Source organism: Variovorax sp. efr-133-TYG-130, from assembly GCF_030208835.1.
In the GTDB taxonomy this organism is placed as follows: Bacteria; Pseudomonadota; Gammaproteobacteria; order Burkholderiales; family Burkholderiaceae_C; genus Variovorax.
In genome coordinates this window covers 1-18,672 of sequence record NZ_JARVTD010000032.1, presented here as the reverse complement: position 1 = coordinate 18,672, position 18,672 = coordinate 1, and the positions used below count along the sequence as shown (strand labels likewise).

Annotated in this window: 15 protein-coding genes and 1 pseudogene; 9 read left to right on the top strand and 7 right to left on the bottom strand. The window is 63.2% G+C overall.

Going from position 1 to position 18,672, the window contains the following annotated elements; all coding sequences use genetic code 11:
• Positions 1–249: 249 nt before the first annotated feature.
• The 6 genes from QRN67_RS26670 (at position 250) to QRN67_RS26645 (ending at position 8,157) form a co-directional block, all read left to right on the top strand.
• Complete coding sequence (locus tag QRN67_RS26670) at positions 250–2,631, top strand: xanthine dehydrogenase family protein molybdopterin-binding subunit (protein WP_285414307.1); 2,382 nt, start codon at positions 250–252, stop codon at positions 2,629–2,631.
• Entirely contained in the window at positions 2,628–3,479 is an 852-nt protein-coding gene (locus QRN67_RS26665; protein ID WP_285414305.1) for an FAD binding domain-containing protein, read from the top strand. The genes QRN67_RS26670 and QRN67_RS26665 overlap by 4 nt, the downstream gene beginning before the upstream one ends.
• 6 nt (positions 3,480–3,485) lie before the next feature.
• On the top strand, positions 3,486–4,727 hold the full coding sequence (locus tag QRN67_RS26660; RefSeq protein ID WP_285414303.1) for a xanthine dehydrogenase family Fe-S subunit: 1,242 nt from the start codon (positions 3,486–3,488) through the stop codon (positions 4,725–4,727).
• A gap of 116 nt (positions 4,728–4,843) precedes the next feature.
• The gene (locus QRN67_RS26655) at positions 4,844–5,650 is read left to right on the top strand and encodes an alpha/beta fold hydrolase (protein ID WP_285414402.1); all 807 of its coding nucleotides are present in this window, start codon (positions 4,844–4,846) and stop codon (positions 5,648–5,650) included.
• Positions 5,651–5,728: 78 nt separating this feature from the next.
• Entirely contained in the window at positions 5,729–6,259 is a 531-nt protein-coding gene (locus tag QRN67_RS26650; RefSeq protein ID WP_184605474.1) for a MarR family winged helix-turn-helix transcriptional regulator, read from the top strand.
• A gap of 107 nt (positions 6,260–6,366) precedes the next feature.
• Positions 6,367–8,157, top strand: a complete 1,791-nt coding sequence (locus tag QRN67_RS26645; protein WP_285414301.1) for an acyl-CoA dehydrogenase — start codon at positions 6,367–6,369, stop codon at positions 8,155–8,157.
• A gap of 114 nt (positions 8,158–8,271) precedes the next feature.
• Here the strand turns inward: QRN67_RS26645 and QRN67_RS26640 are convergent, their stop codons facing one another.
• The gene (locus tag QRN67_RS26640) at positions 8,272–9,132 is read right to left on the bottom strand and encodes an EamA family transporter (RefSeq protein WP_184605476.1); all 861 of its coding nucleotides are present in this window, start codon (positions 9,130–9,132) and stop codon (positions 8,272–8,274) included.
• Positions 9,132–10,016: a MurR/RpiR family transcriptional regulator gene (locus QRN67_RS26635; RefSeq protein WP_285414299.1), complete on the bottom strand. Its 885-nt coding sequence runs from the start codon at positions 10,014–10,016 to the stop codon at positions 9,132–9,134. The genes QRN67_RS26640 and QRN67_RS26635 overlap by 1 nt, the downstream gene beginning before the upstream one ends.
• Before the next feature lie 81 nt (positions 10,017–10,097).
• Here QRN67_RS26635 and QRN67_RS26630 point away from each other — a divergent pair, with 81 nt between their 5' ends.
• On the top strand, positions 10,098–10,994 hold the full coding sequence (locus QRN67_RS26630; protein ID WP_285414298.1) for an oxidoreductase: 897 nt from the start codon (positions 10,098–10,100) through the stop codon (positions 10,992–10,994).
• 356 nt (positions 10,995–11,350) lie between these two features.
• Here QRN67_RS26630 and QRN67_RS33330 read toward each other — a convergent pair whose 3' ends face one another.
• From QRN67_RS33330 to QRN67_RS26610, 4 genes and pseudogenes are all read right to left on the bottom strand, one after another.
• Positions 11,351–11,620, bottom strand: a complete 270-nt coding sequence (locus QRN67_RS33330; RefSeq protein WP_503010948.1) for an Arm DNA-binding domain-containing protein — start codon at positions 11,618–11,620, stop codon at positions 11,351–11,353.
• Between the two features lie 240 nt (positions 11,621–11,860).
• Positions 11,861–13,624: a chloride channel protein gene (locus QRN67_RS26620; RefSeq protein ID WP_285414297.1), complete on the bottom strand. Its 1,764-nt coding sequence runs from the start codon at positions 13,622–13,624 to the stop codon at positions 11,861–11,863.
• Complete coding sequence (locus QRN67_RS26615) at positions 13,621–14,046, bottom strand: MarR family winged helix-turn-helix transcriptional regulator (protein WP_285414296.1); 426 nt, start codon at positions 14,044–14,046, stop codon at positions 13,621–13,623. The genes QRN67_RS26620 and QRN67_RS26615 overlap by 4 nt, the downstream gene beginning before the upstream one ends.
• A gap of 149 nt (positions 14,047–14,195) precedes the next feature.
• Positions 14,196–14,411, bottom strand: a pseudogene (locus QRN67_RS26610) (3-hydroxyacyl-CoA dehydrogenase); the annotation flags it as partial.
• Positions 14,412–14,475: 64 nt separating this feature from the next.
• Between QRN67_RS26610 and QRN67_RS26605 the strand changes: the two are divergent.
• Positions 14,476–15,282 carry a helix-turn-helix transcriptional regulator gene (locus QRN67_RS26605; RefSeq protein ID WP_285414295.1) on the top strand — a complete coding sequence of 269 codons (807 nt, stop codon included), beginning with the start codon at positions 14,476–14,478 and terminating at the stop codon, positions 15,280–15,282.
• A gap of 126 nt (positions 15,283–15,408) precedes the next feature.
• On the opposite strand, the gene QRN67_RS26600 is transcribed toward QRN67_RS26605, so the two are convergent.
• The gene (locus QRN67_RS26600) at positions 15,409–16,545 is read right to left on the bottom strand and encodes a hypothetical protein (RefSeq protein ID WP_285414293.1); all 1,137 of its coding nucleotides are present in this window, start codon (positions 16,543–16,545) and stop codon (positions 15,409–15,411) included.
• Between the two features lie 506 nt (positions 16,546–17,051).
• On the opposite strand from QRN67_RS26600, the gene QRN67_RS26595 reads away from it, so the two are divergent.
• Complete coding sequence (locus QRN67_RS26595; protein ID WP_285414291.1) at positions 17,052–18,554, top strand: YfjI family protein; 1,503 nt, start codon at positions 17,052–17,054, stop codon at positions 18,552–18,554.
• The last annotated feature ends 118 nt before the right edge of the window (positions 18,555–18,672 follow it).

The following is an 18,672-nucleotide window of genomic DNA, read 5'->3' as shown; positions in this document are numbered from 1 at the left end:
AAGTTAACTGACTTACTCGGCAATGCCTGTTGACCGGATCACACTTTGGACCGAGGTGCCGCGCATGCGAGCCGGCGTCTCGATCCACGCGCCGAACCGCCTGCGAAGAAGCTTCGAGGCCGTCCCTTCGCAGGGGAGCGTGGCCGTGATGAATGGGCTTGATCGATTCGGCCGGTTCGTATCTCGCGTGTTCGATGCTGCACATCCGGTGCAGCCCGGCACATGGAAATCGGAAGGAGAAGGAAACGCATGGACCAAGCAGACATTCCTGCACGGCTGTTGAAGCGCGAAGGCATCGGCGCCCGGGTGCCTCGCAAGGAAGACGCGCGCCATCTGGTCGGCAAGGGCAACTTCGTGGGCGACTTCGTGCTGCCGGGGCTCCAGGAGGTCGCGTTCCTGCGCAGCTCGCTGGCCCATGCCGTCGTCACAGGCGTCGAGATTCCCGAGGCGCTGGCCGGGAAGGTGTTCCTGCGGGAGATGATGCCCGACGCGGCAGACATCGGCTCGCCGTCCTCGCTGCCCACCTACCAGTACTCGGCATTGCCGCCACTGGCCTCCGGCAAGGTCCGTCACGTCGGCGAGGCCATCGCGATGGCGGTTGCGCCGACGCGCGCCATGGCGGAAGACCTGTTGGAGGAAGTGCAGGTCTCATATGACGAGCTGCCCGTCTATCACAGCGCCGAATCCGCTCTCGCAGCCACGGGAGAGTTCATGCATCCCGATTGGAAGGACAACGTGTTTCTCACGCTGCGCGCCAACCGCGACTTCGAGGAGCTTGCCGCGAAGGCCGAGGTGAAGGTCAGCCGCACGGTCGAGCTGTCGCGCCAGTGCATCGTGCCGCTGGAGGGCAAGTCGGTGCTCGCCTACTGGGACTTCCAGACCGATCAACTCGTGGTCGTCAGTGCGACGCAGGTTCCGCATCTGCTGCGCGTGGGAATCGCCCAACACCTCTCGATGAACGAGGAAGCCGTGCGCGTCGTGTCGCCGGACGTCGGAGGCGCCTTCGGCTACAAGGGGCAGCTCTACCCTGAAGACCTGTGCGTTGCCTGGCTCGCCAAGACGTACCGCACGCCGTTCCGCTACCTCGAGGACCGGCGCGAGCACCTGATCGTCGGCGCCAATACGCGGCAGCATCACTATCGGCTCACCGCCTATGCGGACCGCACCGGAAAGCTCCTGGCGCTGGATGCCGTCATCACCATCGACGGCGGCGCCTATTCCTACTATCCCTTCTTCGTCGGCCTGGAGCCCGGGCAGGCGATCGGCAACCTGCCCGGCCCCTACAGCTTTCGAGGCTATCGGTGCGAGACCCTCTGCGTCGCAACCAACAAGCCCGGGTTCATGGCCTATCGCGGCGTCGCGCGCACCGGCGTCTGCTTCGCGATCGAGCTGCTCATGGATGCAGTGGCGCGTACAGTGGGGCGCGAGCCCTGGGAAGTGCGAATGGAGAATCTCGTACCAGCCGCCGCCATGCCCTATGTCAACGTGGCCAACAAGCACTTCGACAGCGGCGACTTCCCCGCAAGCCTGCGGCGCGCCGTGGAGATGATCGGACTGGACGCGGTACGCGAGCGGCAGGCACGCGGCGAGCCGGACGGCCGCCTCATCGGCTTCGGCACGGCCACCTATACCGAGCAGTCCGCCCACGGCACGACGGTGTTCGCCAACTGGGGCCTGCCGGTGGTGCCCGGCTTCGACCAGGCAGTGGTCAGGATGACCGCCGACGGTGGACTCGAAGTGCGTGTCGGCGTGCACTCGCACGGCCAGGGCATGGAGACCAGCTTCGCGCAGATCGCCAACGACGTGCTCGGCATCCCGGTGGCCAGGATTCGGGTGGTGCATGGCGACACCGCGCTCACCCCGTTCTCCTCGGGCACCTACGCCTCGCGCGCCACGGTCATGTCCGGAGGGGCCATCTCGGTCGCGTGCAAGGAGCTCCTGCCTCGCATCCAGTCGATCGCGGGCTACCTCATGGGCGTGGATGCGCCAACCGTCGCATTGATCGAAGGACGCGCCGTGGCCGGCGACAAGTCGATCCCCCTGTCGGAAGTCGGAGGCGCTTGGTACCTCACGCCGCAGGACCTGCCTGCCGACGTTCATCTCGGTGGCCTGGAGGTGTCTCGTGCGTACAAGCCCAACGTCGATACCGGCACCTTCACGTATGCGACACATGCGGTGGTGGTGGCCGTCGATACCGAGACCGGCGAAGTCGAGATCCTCGACTACGTCGTCGTCGAAGACTGCGGAACCATGGTCAATCCGATGATTGTGGAAGGGCAGACCATCGGCGGCATCGCACAGGGCATCGGCACCGCGATGTACGAGGAGAGCCCGTACGACGAACAGGGCCAGCCGCTGGCTTCCACCCTGGCGGACTACATCCTGCCCGGCGCCACGGAAGTGCCGCGCATCCGCATAGAACACTTCGAGACGCCTTCGCCGCACACCGAATTCGGTGCCAAGGGCGTGGGCGAAGGCGGCGCGATCGCACCGCCGGCAGTGATCTTCAATGCCGTGAACGACGCCCTGCGCGGCACGGGCGCCGCCGAAGTGCTGATGACGCCGTTGACGCCACGCCGCCTGCTCACGGCGCTGGAAGGCGCGAAGAGCCAACAGGAGCACGCTCGATGAAAGCGCCGAAATTCGCATACGCGCGCGCCCTCGAAGTGGATGAGGCGATCGCAGCGCTGGCCGCCGGCGCAGGCGCCACAAAGGCAATGAGCGGCAGCCAGTCGCTCGGACCGATGCTCAACCTGAGGCTGGCGCGGCCTGCACAGGTGGTCGACGTCGCACACATTCCCGACCTTCGGACGGTGAGCCGCAAGGCCGACTGGATCGAGATCGGCGCTGCCGTCACCCACGCCGAGATAGAGGACGGCGTGCATGCGCCGCTGGCGGAACACCCCATGCGCCAGGTTGCTCGCGGAATCGCCTATCGCGCGATCCGCACCCGAGGTACCGTCGGCGGCAGCCTGGCGCATGCCGATCCCGCAGCCGACTGGGTCGTAACCTTCGCGGCACTCGGCGCACGCGTGACGGTCAGGTCGCCGCGAGGCGAACGCACGGTCGAGGCCGACGCGTTCATGCTCGGCGCCTACACGACCGTGCTCGAGTCCGATGAACTCATCGTCTCCGTCGCGGTGCCTTCGCAGACTCACACGACGCGTTGGGGCTACCACAAGGTCTGCCGCAAGCCGGGCGAATTTGCAGAGGCCAGTGCGGCGGTCTATTTCGATGCCTCACGCAAGCGAGCGCGAATCGTCTTGGGAGCCGCTGACGGCCCCCCCCTGCTGCTGCATTCGCTGGCGGCCGAGATCGCGCTCAAGGGCACGGGCGCGGCGGGGCGCGAGGCACTGCGAGCAGCCGTGCAAACCGCACTCCCCGAACGCGACGCCATCGACCGCAAGCTCTTCACGGCCAGCCTGGAGCGCGCACTCGATCAGTCCGGCATCTTTGCCGACACCAGACAAGCGGAGTAAAAAGACTTGGACCCGATTTCCATTCAAGTGAACGGCCGCAGCTTCAGCCGGCAGACCGAGCCGAGGATGCATCTTGGCGACTTCCTGCGCGACGAACTGCACCTGACAGGAACGCATCTCGGCTGCGAACATGGCGTCTGCGGCGCCTGCACGGTGCTCGTCGACGGCCAGCCCACGCGCTCGTGCATCACGTTCGCCGTGGCTTGCGAAGGCCGCGAGATCACCACCATCGAAGGCTACGAAGACGACGCGGTGATGCAGCGGCTGCGGCAGGCATTCACGCGCCACCACGCACTGCAGTGCGGCTTCTGCACGCCGGGGATGCTCACCACCGCGCGCGACATCGTGCTTCGCCTGCCCGAAGCCGATGAAGCGTGCGTGCGTCTCGAGCTGTCCGGGAACCTGTGCCGTTGCACCGGGTACCAGGGCATCGTGGACGCCATCCTGGACGTCCTTCAGCAACAGCGCATCAGCCCCGACGCGCAGTTCGAGCAACTGCGGCAACGATTGAGCGCGCCGCGCTCGGTCACGATGAAGCGTGTCGCCGCGGCGGCGCAGGCCGGATCGGCCACCCCGTCATCCACTTCGACATCCACTTCATCGACCGGGAAGCCGGCCGCCTCCGAACCGTCCGCTGCGGCGGACATGGCGGAAGTCGATCCGGTCGCGATGGCCAAGGCCAAGGCGAAGGGCAACGCGATCGAAGTCCATTTCGACGTGCCTTATCCGCTCGATCGGGTGTGGGAATTCATGGGTGACCTGCCTGCGGTGGCTTCGTGCCTGCCGGGCGCGACCATCGACTCGCACGAGGGCGAAAGAGTCAAGGGCACCATCGCCATCAAGTTCGGCCCGATGTCGGCGGCCTTCGCCGGCGCGGCGCGGCTGGAGCGCGACGACGCGGCCAAGCGCGCCGTCCTCCGGGGGGCCGGGCAGGACAGCCTGAGCAAATCGCGCACCCAGGGCGACATCAGCTATCGGCTGGAGGCGCTGTCGACCGACAACACCCGGGTGCACATAGACATGATCTACGCACTGCAGGGCCCGCTCGCGCAATTCTCCCGCTCCGGCCTAGTGAAGGATTTCGTGCGCCGCATGGTGGCGGACTTCGGCAAGCAGATCACCCGCAGGCTGGGCGGGCAGGCGGTGTCGGCCGGTGAGCCGCAGCCCACTGTCTCCATGGCCGCAATGATGTGGAGCGTGCTCTGGAACCGCATCCGTGGCTGGTTGGGAAGACCGCCGCGGCCTTGAGACAGGCCACGCCGGGTCCCGCAAGCCCCGGCGCAATGGCAGGATTTTTCATCGATGCAATTTTCAACACCGGCCTGGAGCGAGAGCGACTGTGCATGGAACAGTTCGGAGTCGCAATGAGTTCCCTTCTTCATGGCTATCACGTACGCGCGAACGGGGTGCGGCTGCACTTGCTGCGCTATGGCGGGCACGGCTCGCGCATGCTCCTGCTGCCCGGCATCACGAGCCCCGCGATCACCTGGGGTTTCGTTGCCGAGCGGCTGGCTCGCCACTTCGACGTCCATGTTCTGGACTTTCGCGGGCGCGGCTTGTCCTCCAGCGCGCCCGGCATGGACGCGAGCCTCGATGCCATGGCGACCGACGTGCTCGCGCTGCTGGAGGTTCAGGGTTGGCCGTCCGTGACGCTGCTGGGTCATTCGATGGGCGCGCGCGTGGCGATTCGCGCAGCCGCGCGCGACGCCCGTCGCATCGACAGGCTGCTGCTGGTCGACCCCCCTGTCTCCGGTCCCGGCCGCCGGCCTTATCCGGTGCCGCTGTCCTGGTATGTGGAGTCGATCCGGATGGCCATCGAGGGTGTGACGGCCGACGAGCTTCGCCCCTACGCGCCGACCTGGACCGACGAACAGCTGCAACTGCGGGCCGAGTGGCTGCATACCTGCAGCGAGGAGGCCATCGTGCAGGCGCATGCCGGTTTTCACAGCGACGACATCCACGCCGACCTGGCCAAGCTGCAGACGCCCGGGCTTCTCATGACGGCGGGACGAGGCGGCGTGGTGCTCGCGGAAGACCTGACGGAGATCGAAGCACTCGCGCCAGGCCTGGTGCAGTGTCGGGTACAGGGCGCCGGCCACATGATCCCTTGGGACGATGAGGACGGGTTCCATCGCCAGCTCGGCGAGCATCTGAAAATCGACCTGTCGTAGCGGTGGAGGCGCGATTGGCTATCCATTCACACACAGGGCAGCCGGTACACTCGCCGGCTGACTATCGGCGATCTCGAGATGATGACGAAGCGTTCCCCCGCTCAGAAGAAGACAGGTGGCGTAGCAGAGGCGGCAAAACCTCAGGGCCCCGAGCCTTTCAATCCGCTGCGCGAAGTGATGTGGCGTCGCCCGGGCTTCCTGATTCGTCGATTGACCCAGATCGGACAGGCGATCTTCTTCGATCTGTGCAAGTCCGAGAGCATCACGCCGCTGCAGGTCGGCATGTTGACGGCACTTTCCATGAACCCCTGGCTTGATCAGAAGGCCATCGGCCGGGAGCTTTCCCTGGATCGGACGACGACGGCGGAAGTGCTCAAACGCCTTGGCGACAAGGGGCTCGTCGAAACGCGCGTCAATCCAGACGACCGGCGGTCAAGACTTTCGGTGATCACCAAGGACGGCCTGAACCTGATCAACGACCTGCAGGAAAGCATCCACCGATCGCAGGAGCTGTTGATCGAGCCGCTGTCGCCAGAGGATCGCGCCGTCTTCATGAAGCTGCTGGCGCAGCTCGTGGATGCACACGAAAAGATGGACAAGCAAGGCTAGTCCTTCAGATTCATACCGAGCGGCCTCTTGCCGCCTGGCTGCTGCCCCCTATGCGGCCCGGCCACATTTCCCGATTACTTTGGAGTTGCTGCAAAAGCAAGATAGAGATGGGTTACATAGCACCCCTGAAAGACATGCTGTTCGGCATCGAACATCTGGCCAACATCGGCGAGATCGCCAAGCTGCCGGGCTTCGAGGATGCCGGCCTCGAGACCGCACAGGCCGTGCTCGAAGAGTGCGCGCGCTTCAACCAGGACGTGATCGCGCCGCTGAACGTGCCGGGCGACCGCAATCCCTCGTCGTTCAAGGACGGCGCCGTCACCACCACGCCGGGCTTCAAGGAAGCCTTCGCGCAGTACGTGTCAGGCGGCTGGCAGGGGCTGCAGCATCCGGCGGACTTCGGCGGCCAGGGCCTGCCCAAGACCATCGGCGCGGCCTGCGGCGAAATGCTCAACTCGGCCAACATGAGCTTCGCGCTGTGTCCGCTGCTGAGCGACGGCGCCATCGAGGCGCTGCTCACGGCCGGTTCCGACGAGCTCAAGGCCACCTATCTCGAGAAGATCGTGAGCGGCCAGTGGACCGGCACGATGAACCTCACCGAGCCGCAGGCCGGCAGCGACCTCGCCATGGTGCGCAGCCGCGCCGAGCCGCAGCCCGATGGCACCTACAAGGTGTTCGGCACCAAGATCTTCATCACCTACGGCGAGCACGACATGGCGGAGAACATCGTGCACCTGGTGCTCGCGCGCGTGACCGGTGCGCCCGAGGGCGTGAAGGGCATCAGCCTGTTCGTGGTGCCCAAGTTCCTCGTGAACAAGGATGGCTCGCTCGGGGAGCGCAACGACGTGCACTGCGTGAGCATCGAGCACAAGATAGGCATCAAGGCCTCGCCCACCGCCGTGCTGCAGTACGGCGACCATGGCGGTGCAATCGGCTACCTGGTGGGCCAGGAGAACCGTGGCCTCGAGTACATGTTCATCATGATGAACTCCGCTCGCTACGCCGTGGGGATGCAGGGCATCGCGATCGCCGAGCGTGCCTACCAGCACGCGGTGGCCTATGCCAAGGAGCGCGTGCAGAGCCGCCCGGTGGACGGCTCCATCAACGCCAGCGCGCCCATCATTCACCACCCCGACGTCAAGCGCATGCTGATGACGATGCGCGCCTACACCGAAGGCTGCCGCGCGATGGCCAGCGTGGCCGCTGCCGCCTACGACGCCGCGCACCATCATCCCGACGCGGATGCGCGCAAGCAGAACCAGGCTTTCTACGAATTCATGGTGCCGCTGGTGAAGGGCTACAGCACCGAGATGAGCCTGGAAGTGGCCTCGCTGGGCGTGCAGGTGCACGGCGGCATGGGCTTCATCGAGGAGACCGGCGCGGCGCAGTACTACCGCGACGCCAAGATCCTGACGATCTACGAAGGCACCACCGCCATCCAGGCCAACGACCTCGTGGGCCGCAAGACCGCACGCGACGGCGGCCAGACCGCCAAGGCCATCGCCGCGCAGATCGAGAAGACCGAGGCCGAACTCGCCAAGAGCGACAGCCCCGCCGCGGCAGCGGTGCTCAAGCGCCTGAAGGCTGCACGCCTCGCGTTCGTCGACGTGGTCGACTTCGTGGCGGGCCAGACCAAGGCATCGCCCAACGCGGTGTTCTCGGGCAGCGTGCCCTACCTGATGCTCGCGGGCAACCTCGTGGCCGGCTGGCAGCTCGCGCGCTCGCTGATCATTGCGCAGGACCTCGCCTCGCGCAGCTTCGACACCGACTTCATGCTGGCCAAGATCGCCACCGCGCGCTTCTATGCCGAGCACATCCTGAACAAGGTGCCGGGCATGCGCGACAGCATCGTCGAAGGTGCCGAGAGCGTGACGGCGCTGGCGCTCGAGGCTTTTTGAAGTAAAGATAGGGGACTCTTTCTCCGCGCGACGAAGGCCAAGCTCGGCGGCCCTCCCCTGCTACCGAAACCCCAATTCGCAATCGCGCCAGCCCCTGAGTCCTCCCCATGAACATCAAAGGCTGATCGCCGCGATCCCGGCCAGCACGATCACGCCCCCGACAACGCGCCGTGCGAGATGGTCCTCACGAAAGAGCCAGCACGCGAGGAAAGAGCCGATGACGATGGACGACTCGCGCAGCGGCGCGATCAAAGCCACCGGCGCACTCAGCATCGCGGTGAGAACGAGGATATAGGCGAGCGGGGACAACACGGCCACGATGAGGATCGGCACGGCATCGGCACGGAGGACATCGGGAATCCGATGCCGCCGCAGCAGTGCGATGGGTGTCAGGATCAGGCCTTGGAGCAGCAGCGTGCCTGCGTAATAGATCACAGGCGCCAGGTACCACGAGGTGACCGAGTAGCTGTCCCAGAGAGTGTATGCGGCGATGGTGCCGCCTGTCGCGGCCCCCCAGAGGATCCCCGGCACCGGATGGCGGGAGCCACTTCTGAACAGATTGCCCGCGACGACGAGGATGCCCGCGATGATCACCAACGCGCCGAGCATGGCGACCGTGGTGAGCCGCTCTCCCAACAGGAGAACCGCGAACAGCATCGTCAGCATGGGCCCCGTGCCGCGGGCGACCGAGTAGACCACCCCGAGCTCCGCACGGTCGTAGCCGGCCTGCAGGATGAGCGAGTACGCGATGTGCAATGCCGCTGAGACCGCAGAACCCACCACGAGCCGCCAATCAAGCACCTGTTGCCCCTCGGCCATGAGGGCAATGCCGATCGGCACGCACAGCAGCGCCGAGGCGCAGGTATAGGCCCAGACGAACAGGAAGGTCTCGCCACGCTTGTACTTCGAGGCGATGTTCCACAGCGCATGCGCTGTCGCCGCAACGAGCACGAGCGCGACCGTGCCGGGATGCATCAGGAGATGTCGGGCAGGTCGATGCCCGCCCGTTCTGCCCGTCGGCTGCGCTCCGGATCTCGCAACGCAAGCATCGCGACCAGCGCATCGATCACGACGAGCTGCGCCAGCCGGCTCCCCGCCGCGGCCATCTGCGCCGGAAGCGGCGCGCCGCCAACGACCAGCGCAACGTCCGCAAGCGTGGCCAGCGGTGTGCCGTACTGGTTGGTGATGGCGATGAGCGACGCCCCAGCCGAGGAAGCCGCATCGGCGACGGCGAGCGTGGCCGCCGTGCGTCCCGTCGAACTCACGGCGATGACGACATCGCCAGGTCCGAGCAGGCGCGTCGCGATCATCGCCGACAGGTGGTCGGGAATGCCGATGCTCGTCACGCCGACTGCTCGCAGGCGGAAGACTGCATCGGCGGCGACGGTTGCCGACGGGCCGGTGCCGTACGCGATGACCTGGCGCGCCGACTGGATGGCGCGGACCGCCTCGTCGACAGCAGGGAGTTCGACGGCCCCGGCGAGTGCGGCCAGTGCGTCGGTGCCTGCGCGGATGGACGTTTCGAGCACCGTGGCGGACGTCGCGTCCGCACCGAGAATTTCAGGCGGTGCGAAAAACCGGGTCGTGCCGCGGGCGCGAGCGATCTCGATCTTGAGCTCGGTGAACCCGGTGAACCCGATGGCACGCGCGGCGCGGACGACGCTCGGTGGCGAAACGCCCGCACGAGCCGCAACTTGCGCGGTTGTGCTCGCGCCGACGAATAAGGGATCGGCGAGCAGAAGAGCCACGACCTTCGCTTCGCTGGCAGCCAGATTGCCGCAGCGGGCCTGGATGCCTCCTATCCATTGCCCGAGCCGTCCTCCATCCAAAGAAACTCCGTTACCAACATCATCGTTCATCTGAAATTACAGTACTCATCCTAAGCAGACAACCGCCACGCAAGCAGGTGCTCTGCAACCAAGCCGCAGGAGTCCCGTTGCATGAATCCAGAAAGCAGTCCATCCGTGGCAGTCGTGGGTCCAGGTGCCATCGGCACCACGATCGCGGCGGTGCTGCACGAGGTCGGCCGCACGCCGTTGCTGTGCGGCCGCACATCCCGCGGTCATCTGGCGCTGCGCGATGGCGATCGCCTCATCACCATTCCTGGTCCGATCCGGACGAATCCCATCCAGATCGATCACCCGGTCGACCTCGTCTTTCTGGCTGTCAAGGCGACGCAGATCGAGGCAGCCGCAGCATGGCTTGGCGCACTGACCGGTCCGGAAACCGTCGTGTGCGTTCTGCAAAACGGCGTCGAGCAGTTAGAGAGGATCGCGCCACATTGCCCGCGTGGGCAGGTCGTGCCCGCCATCGTGTGGTTTCCCGCGCAGGCGCAGCCCGATGGCTCGGTGCACTTGCGTGGCGATGCTCGCCTCAGCCTGCCGGACGCGCCGACTTCCCGCGTGATCGCCGAGGCGATGCAAGGCACCCGCTGTTTCGTCGAGCTGGCGGCAGATTTCAAATGCCTGGCCTGGCGCAAGCTGCTGCAGAACGCGGTGGCCGGACTCATGGCGCTTACGCATCGTCGCTCGGGCATGTTCGGCCGGTCCGACATCTCCAGGCTCACCCTAGGCTATCTGCAGGAATGTCTGGCGGTGGCCCGCGCCGAGGGCGCCGAGCTTGGCGACGAGGTGCCGCAGGCGATCCTCGACAAGTTCCAGGCGTCTCCCGTCGACATGGGCACATCCATCCTCACGGATCGCGAAGCCGGCCGTCCGCTCGAATGGGACATTCGCAACGGCGTCGTCTCACGTCGCGGTCAGGCTCACAACATTCCAACACCCATCAGCGACGTCTTGGTGCCGCTGCTCGCGGCTGCGAGCGACGGTCCTGGCTGATTCCCTGTCTGCGCTATCCGTACTTCCACTGGGTCAGCGTCAAATCCTCAAACGCCCCTCGAAAGGCGGGCCCGGTGCTTCAATTGGGCGGGGCCAATGCGCTCATCTGCCACGCAAGACGCGACTCTGCTTCCCCAAAAAAACAATTTGGCTGGCCGAATGAGTGCCTCTTCAAGGATCAGATCCTTGAAGAGGCACTCAGACTCACGCTCAATCCCCTCGGCTATGCAATCGGTCACTCAATCGATCCATGTCGTACTCATTCACCAACATGGCCACGCAAAGATCCTCCAAGTCCCTTATTAAGAAGAGCAGTTCCAGTACCTTCGACAGTACGACGACCACGGACGTGCTCTCTAGCAGCTTGTATCCCGAGCCTTGCGTGCCTCTGCCAAGCTCATAGCGGGATAGCTGCCCAAAGCCATGCGCCCCTCCTTCCTGTTCGCGTAGGTCTTCCAGAACCACCGCTTTGAGCCGGCGGGACTGACCTCCAGATACAAGTCAGAGTCCCGGATGGCTCGGATTCTGCTCCATTGTTCCCCCGGTTTTACGCCGGCTACCAGTGGACTTAATCGGACATCACTGGACCGCCAAGTGGAGGTTCCCCAATGAAAAAGGGCGTTCACCGGACTTCAGTGAACGCCCTTGGACGTTATGTTGGTGGAGCTGGGGTGATCGAACTGCGTACGGGATGTCGAGATATTGGTGTGGACTGGACCGCCCGCCACAAAACATCCCGCCGGCCAGCTTCGCTGCATTGCATCGCCAGCGCGCTGGCGATGCAAGGCAATCACCGGAGATTAAGTAGTCTCCACAACCTTGGACTCGCTAACTCAACATTGGCACGTCTACAGGGGCCACGTCACTCAGGCCTGCCACGGCAGTCCACGCATGCGCTCGCGCTTTTCCTCTTCGTCGAAGTGCGCAAGCGACGGCTTGATCAAGTCGCTGCGCGCCACGATGCCGACCAGCGCGAACGACTGCGCGTCCTTCACCACCGGCAGGCGCTCCAGCCTGTGGCGCGCGAGGCGCGTGGCAACGGCGCGGCAGTTCTCGCCCGGCAGCGCGAAATAGAGCGGGGCGTCGGCGCAGGCATCGCCGACCGTGGCGATGGGGTCGCGCGTGCCGCGTGCGGCGAGCATGGCTCGGTCGGCCACGCCGATCACCGCGCCGTTGCGCAACACCGGGAACGCGCGGTGCGCCTGCCCCTCGCCGAAATGCTCGAACATCGCCTGCGCCACCGGCATGGCCGCGTCGATGCTGCGCACCTCGCGCGTCATCACTTCTTCCACCGAATGCCGCTCCATCGGATCGATGCCGTACTCGCGGTAGATGTGATAGCCGCGGCGCGCGATCTTCTCGGTGAGGATCGAACGGCGCATCGTCAGCACGGTGAAGCCGTAGGCCACGGCCGAAGTGGCCAGCAGCGGCAGCAGCGCGTTGCTGTCGTGCGTGAGCCCGAAGGCGAAGATGGTGGCTGTGAGCGGCGCGCGCATCACGCCACCCAGCGTGGCCGCCATGCAGACCAGCGGCCACAGCATCGGATCATTGCCGGGCAGCACGTGCGAGATCACCACGCCCAGGCCCGCGCCCATCATCAGCAGGGGCGCGAGCACGCCGCCCGAGGTGCCCGAGCCCAGCGAGATGACCCAGATCACCGCCTTCACCGCCAGCAGCGCGACCACCACGCCCAGCGCAAGGTGGTTGTGCAGCAGGTCGCCGATCACGTCGTAGCCCACGCCCAGCGCACGCGGCTGCAGCCAGCCGCCGATGCCGACCGCGAGGCCGCCGATGGCGGGCCACCACATCCAGTGCACCGGCAGCTTGCCGAACCAGTCTTCCACCTTGTAGAGCGAGATCGAGAGCGACGCCGACAGCGCGCCGCACAGCACGCCCGCGATCACGCACGACAGCATGGCGAGCGGGCCGGGCACAGCGGTCTGCAGCGGAAAGAGCGGGCCCGGGTCCATCAGCAGCGGCCGCGCGAAGCCCGCCACCGCGCAGGCCACGGCCACCGGCAGCAGGCTGCGCGGGCGCAGCTCGAACAGCAGCAGTTCGACGGCCAGCAGCACGGCCGCCACCGGCGTGCCGAACACTGCCGTCATGCCGGCGGTGGCGCCTGCCACCAGCAGCGCCTTGCGCTCGGCCGCGGTGAGGTGGAAGTGCTGCGCGATCAGCGAGCCGATGGCGCCGCCGGTCATGATGATCGGCCCCTCCGCGCCGAAGGGCCCGCCGCTGCCGATGACGATGCCCGAAGACAGCGGCTTGAGCAGCGCCACCTTCGGCGACATCTTGCTCTTGCCAAACAGGATCGCCTCGATGGCCTCGGGAATGCCGTGGCCGCGGATCTTGTCGGAGCCGTAGCGCGCGACCAGGCCGACGATCAGACCGCCTATCACCGGCACCACGATGACCCAGGCGCCCAGCGTGTGCGTGGCCGGCGAACGGTCGGCCAGCGAGAAAGTCTGGAAGAAGAACAGGTTGGTGAAGAAGCGGATCAGGTCAAGCAGCACGCGCGCGGCCACGGTACTGACGGCGCCGATGACGGCCGCCATGACGGTGATGCGCATGAGGCGCGTGTTGAGCGCGAAGTCGCCGCGCGGCGGATGGGAGTTGGCTTTGGAGCTCATGGAATTTCCGGAAGATCGATTTGCGGCACGTCGAACACGCCCTTGAGCGAGCGCAGTTCCGCGCGGTGGAGCTCGGCCAGCCGCAGCAACAGCCTCTCGCCCTCGGCGAGCAGGTGCACCTCGATCTGCCGGCGGTCCGTTTCGCTGCGTCGGCGCTGCACCAGTCCGAGCGCTTCGCAGCGCGTGACGAGCGCAACTGCGCCGTGCGGCTGCAGCTGCAGGCGTTCGGCGATCTCGCCAACCGAGGCCCAGTTGCGCCCCGGCACGCCCTTGATGTGCAGCAGCACCAGGTACTGCTGCGGCGTGAGGCCCTCGGCCTGCGCGGCGCGTTCGGAGAAGCGCTCGAAACGGCGCATCTGGTAGCGGAACTGGGAGAGCGCCTCGAAGTCGTTCTTGCGGAGCTTGTAGGCAGAAGGGAACATTGAATGAACGCCGGAGTCAGCCAACTATATCACGTCGTGATATAAAACCTGGTGAATCTAGGGTGACTACAAGATCCCGTACAGCCGGCCGGCGAACGTTGGAGCATCACCTCGCGCAAAGAGGACACCACGGTGCCTAGCATCGGACGGATGTTGAAGCTGCCGATCAGGTTGACCGCGACGGCCTCGCTGAAGGCGGCCAGTGCGTGCGGGTCATTCTTGCCCATGGTCTTCTCGGCCGGGGCGATGCCAGCGGAGCCGACGAGGCCGACCAGATTGCCGAGCTTGAGGGCGGCCGCCACGGCGACCTGACCGTCGACTTCCTGGCTCACGTCGCACTTGACGAACACGCCGCCGATTTCTTTGGGCCGCCCCTAGAATCTTTCTAATCGCAGATGCATGCGAGTATGTGGTGAGACATTCCTTCCGATGAACGCTCCTAGCTTGTCGCCCCCTACTGACCAACAATCTGACGCGCCTCCTCGCTCCGGGCTGCAGGCTCGGATCGTCGATTTGCCTGACAAGGACTTCCTATCCTGCAGCGAGCTGACGTTTTCGATCGCCGATGCGCTGGTCGGTCGCATCGAGGAGATGTCGCCTTCATCTGAGACGCGAGTAGCCTGGACAGATGAGTTCGTTTCCAGGCGTTTGTACCCACGCTCATATTCGGCGCGGCAGATGATCATGCAGCGCAGGCGAGAGGAAGTTGCAGCCCTCTCAAATGAAGTTCTCAAGCCATTGATATCGCCGCGAAGAGAACGCTGGCTGGACACATGCGCGCACCGTCTAAAGGACCTGCAGGACTGGGTGACCCGCGAGAAGCTCCAGATCTTTACTGCAGCCCGGACACAAGCCCTCTCCCCCGCGCCAGGGACATATCTGCGCCGCGCGGATGCCGTCCGCTACTGCCTCAAATCCGGATTCGAGATCAGAAAACTGACGGTCACCGATACTAAGACATCACAAAGCACTCCAACGACATCTGTTGCTGTAGAGCTCAGCTTGCCTACGGAAAGGCCGGCCGCCGCAAAGTTCGGCGCGAGGCTCCTTCGCGCAAAAGAAGCCATCTCACGCACCGGCCTTTCTCGCTCGACCTTCTACGAACGGCAAAACCCGAAGAGTCAGTATTTCGATGCAACGTTTCCGAGCCCGGTGCAGATCGGGCAAAGCGCTATGGGCTATAGGGAAGACGAGCTCGACGCATGGATCGCTTCTCGCCCCGAAAAGAAAAGATGATGTGTTTCTCGAAAGATCTATCAACGCTTGCTCAACGGACCTCAAAGTCGAAACACCTGACGTTCTATTTTCACTGATGGTCAAGCCTTAGGCTCCATCGCTCCCAGAGCATCGATTCGCTCACCATCATCCTCTGCGAACTCCGCCTGTCAAAGCGCCGAAAAGCGCCACTGGTGCTTGCCCTCGCCCGAAGCATTTCCCGCCTTCCTTATGGAATGCCCAAAAATCCGCTTTTGTGATATGTCGCTCTACGTCACTCACTAGCGCCATGCGTGTACTCTCGCGAAGCTCGTGCGCACGCACCCCGTCCACCCCGATATGTCCATAACGTGCTGAACGGGAGTCATAGGTTCGACCCCATCCTTGAGTGACGTTCTTTCGCCAATACTCTTCCAGCAGCGGCATGACGCTTTCGTCCGTGCTCTTGATCAAGGAGTTCACGAAATAGACCACTCGAAAGTGATAGCCTGACTGCGAGCCATACTCACGCCAGTACAAGTGGCCCACCACCGGAAAGTGCGCACGCATGAAGCGGTCGAATCTTGCGAGATGAGCTTTTACCTGTTGCAGAGTGAAAGGCGATTCCCACGCCCGAGTACCCACGTTCTCCTGCATGCAATAGCTCAGATTCAGATGGATCGAAAACAGATCAGGATACAGGGCAAAGATCTGATCGACGTATTTTCGAGAAGAAGCAGTTCGCGCGCGTATGCGCTTGCGCCACCCATCCAGGGCACGTTGTACCTTAAGCCCTCGCCCTTTTTCCCGTACAAGATTGACCAGCCTATTGAAATGCCGAACGAAAGCTTTTGCCTCTTCGCCAACAAACGTACGCCAGTGATGAAGCGCGGGCTGCATATAGGCAACTCTTCTCATAACTCTACTCAACAACTCAAAGTAGGGATTGAATTGGTGGCCAGGCAACAAATGCCGTATCTCGTCGGTGCCGATTTCAAGCAATAGATTAAGACGCGATGCTATCGGCTCGAGGATCTTTACCACTGTCACAAAGCGAAACTCAGACCCTGTTCTTGCGCTCCGCCGCTCCTCCACGGAGCAGACATCACCGTCGGATTCGACAATCAACTTTATCGTCAATGCAGCCAATTTGACTCCCAAAAACGCCTCATCTTCCTTCGCCAGCACTCGCTGCGTGGCTTGTTGATGATCTAGCGGGCTCCGGCTGATAAGCAAAAACCTACGAGAAGAAGAAAGCCCCCACAAGGCTTCCTCATAGCGACCGAAGTCATCAGCACTTTTCATAAGCAAAAGTCAAATCTCAAAGTATCAGAGCTGAAGGAATCTCGCGACTTTCTGGCAGCAGAGTTCAAAATTGAAAGCTGCCACCAACGTCGTCTCGAAACGAAACGCTAGCAAGATTGGGTCTGACCACAGAAGGTCGCAAGGACGCCCTCCAAAGCTGCTGTCCTCAGGGCTAAAGTAATCATCGCCAAAGCCGATCACCGACGGACGTCTGCCATATTACGCGCCTCCGCTCCAGGGCGGTTCGAGGCATCATCTCTCAGTTCCATTGGCGCTCAATCCTGCCTGTCGTAGCGGCGCCAGTGCCACGCGTAACAGCAATCATATCCCGCGTCAATGGAAGTCTTTTCATACGCTAATATGTTGCTCTCCAATGCAATTTTCTCGCAGAAATACGCCAAAAACTCTGTTTTTTTACGTCGAGATAATTCCTGTACCAATTTTTTAGTGTCTAGTGTGTATAGATTGTTGATAGCGGCGCTATCCTCCCTTGCCGGCCTGACTGAATGCGAGATCACAGCCGCACCCCGGTGAATCTTGAAAATTTGTTGACGAAAGCTTTGATGCACTTGCTCCAATCAGACGAAGCACTTCCTATCCGCGCATATGGAACCTGCCTGACTTCCGCAATCGAGGAGCACAGCAGCAACACCAAGATTCCGATGGAAATGATTGCGCCTATTGCACTAGCCGCGATGGCCAGCGCTGCGCAGAATCTTTACAACGTTCAACGGCCCGGGATGGCTCCCAGTCCCATTTCCCTGAACGTGATCCTCATCGCCGGCTCCGGCGAAGGAAAGGATGCTTCGGCCAGTCCCCTGCTACGCCCATTCCACGACTTTGAACAGAGGACTGCCGACGCAGCGCGCGAAGCCAAGGTTGAACTGGTTGTCGCAAGGAGGCTCTGGGAAATGCAAAGAAAGGCGGTCGAAGCGAAATATCGGGGAAAGCTTGGCAACCGCAGAATCGCCGATCGGGCAGAGCGAGAACTTAGGAAACTCTACCTGGCACACCCCAGCAGCGCGGCGATTCCCAAGCTCCTCTTTAACGATGCAACACCCTTGGCAGTGAAACAGTCACTTTGTTTGCGCTGGCCATCCGCATTGTTGTATTCGATGGAAGCCAGCAGCTTCTTCAAGGGAGGCCTGATGCGCGACATGGCTTTCTGGAATGATCTCTGGGGTGGCGCTCCCCTTCACTTGGATCGAGCAAATGACAAGGAGCGCATTTCAGTGGCAGCGCCGCGAATGTCCATGATCCTCGGCATTCAGCCGGGAATGTTGGAGCGCTTCATGCTTCGCCGAGGGCAGGAGGCTGAAGACAGCGGTTTGGTCAATCGCTTTCTTTGGGCAAGCCCCCCTCCTTCCAGCGGCTACCGTTGGATCGATGATTCAGAGACGAAAAAGAAGCATCTAGCTGCCTATGCGCGGCGATGCACTCAGCTACTTGAAGACGGCGCGCAGCTTACCGAAGGAGTGGACGACCAACGAATACCGCTGACTCTTTCTGCGCGTGCGCAAATAATTTTTCGCGATGCTTTCAACGTCGCACAACAGGTAATGCTCGAGGGGCCGTACAGTCAAGTGAGCGGCTTTGCTGCAAAGCTGACCGAGCAAGCGGCGCGGGTTGCCGCAGTGCTGCATGTGGCAGATGGATTGGATGGCCCGATCGCGAATGAGACATTTGTGCGTGCGATCCAGATCGTGCGTTGGCACGCCAGACAGTATCTGCGGCTGGTTTCCCCAGAAAACGTGCATGAGCGCCGTGTGCAAGATGCCGAAAAAATGAGAAGACGATTGCAGCATCTCAAAATGGCGGGACAACCACTGGTCAGCCTGAAAGATCTGCAATTTCTCTTTCTTGAGGACGGCTGGAAGAGTCTTCGTATCGAGCGCGCGTTGAGCGCCCTGACCGAGAGTGGCCAGGTGGTCGCGCATCCAATCGGTCGGACGGTACGCTATTGTCTGCTTGATAGATCGACCATGGCGTATGGGCCCGAGATATCCTAAAAATCCCGAAGGCAAGGCTGGTGATCTGCTACAAATGAAGCAAGTGATTGGAGTACATTGCTCTGACCTGCTCGGTTTAATCGAGACAGTTTTTCCTAGAAGACGGCGGGTTGCAGTT

What these genes read in the sequence shown, in the direction of transcription:
- QRN67_RS26670 (WP_285414307.1), top strand. Translation starts at nt 250, where the DNA reads ATGGACCAAGCAGACATTCCTGCACGGCTGTTGAAGCGCGAAGGCATC.
- QRN67_RS26665 (WP_285414305.1), top strand. Translation starts at nt 2,628, where the DNA reads ATGAAAGCGCCGAAATTCGCATACGCGCGCGCCCTCGAAGTGGATGAG.
- QRN67_RS26655 (WP_285414402.1), top strand. Translation starts at nt 4,844, where the DNA reads ATGAGTTCCCTTCTTCATGGCTATCACGTACGCGCGAACGGGGTGCGG.
- QRN67_RS26650 (WP_184605474.1), top strand. Translation starts at nt 5,729, where the DNA reads ATGATGACGAAGCGTTCCCCCGCTCAGAAGAAGACAGGTGGCGTAGCA.
- QRN67_RS26645 (WP_285414301.1), top strand. Translation starts at nt 6,367, where the DNA reads ATGGGTTACATAGCACCCCTGAAAGACATGCTGTTCGGCATCGAACAT.
- QRN67_RS26640 (WP_184605476.1), bottom strand. Translation starts at nt 9,132, where the DNA reads ATGCATCCCGGCACGGTCGCGCTCGTGCTCGTTGCGGCGACAGCGCAT.
- QRN67_RS26635 (WP_285414299.1), bottom strand. Translation starts at nt 10,016, where the DNA reads ATGAACGATGATGTTGGTAACGGAGTTTCTTTGGATGGAGGACGGCTC.
- QRN67_RS26630 (WP_285414298.1), top strand. Translation starts at nt 10,098, where the DNA reads ATGAATCCAGAAAGCAGTCCATCCGTGGCAGTCGTGGGTCCAGGTGCC.
- QRN67_RS26620 (WP_285414297.1), bottom strand. Translation starts at nt 13,624, where the DNA reads ATGAGCTCCAAAGCCAACTCCCATCCGCCGCGCGGCGACTTCGCGCTC.
- QRN67_RS26615 (WP_285414296.1), bottom strand. Translation starts at nt 14,046, where the DNA reads ATGTTCCCTTCTGCCTACAAGCTCCGCAAGAACGACTTCGAGGCGCTC.
- QRN67_RS26605 (WP_285414295.1), top strand. Translation starts at nt 14,476, where the DNA reads ATGAACGCTCCTAGCTTGTCGCCCCCTACTGACCAACAATCTGACGCG.
- QRN67_RS26600 (WP_285414293.1), bottom strand. Translation starts at nt 16,545, where the DNA reads ATGAAAAGTGCTGATGACTTCGGTCGCTATGAGGAAGCCTTGTGGGGG.
- QRN67_RS26595 (WP_285414291.1), top strand. Translation starts at nt 17,052, where the DNA reads ATGCGAGATCACAGCCGCACCCCGGTGAATCTTGAAAATTTGTTGACG.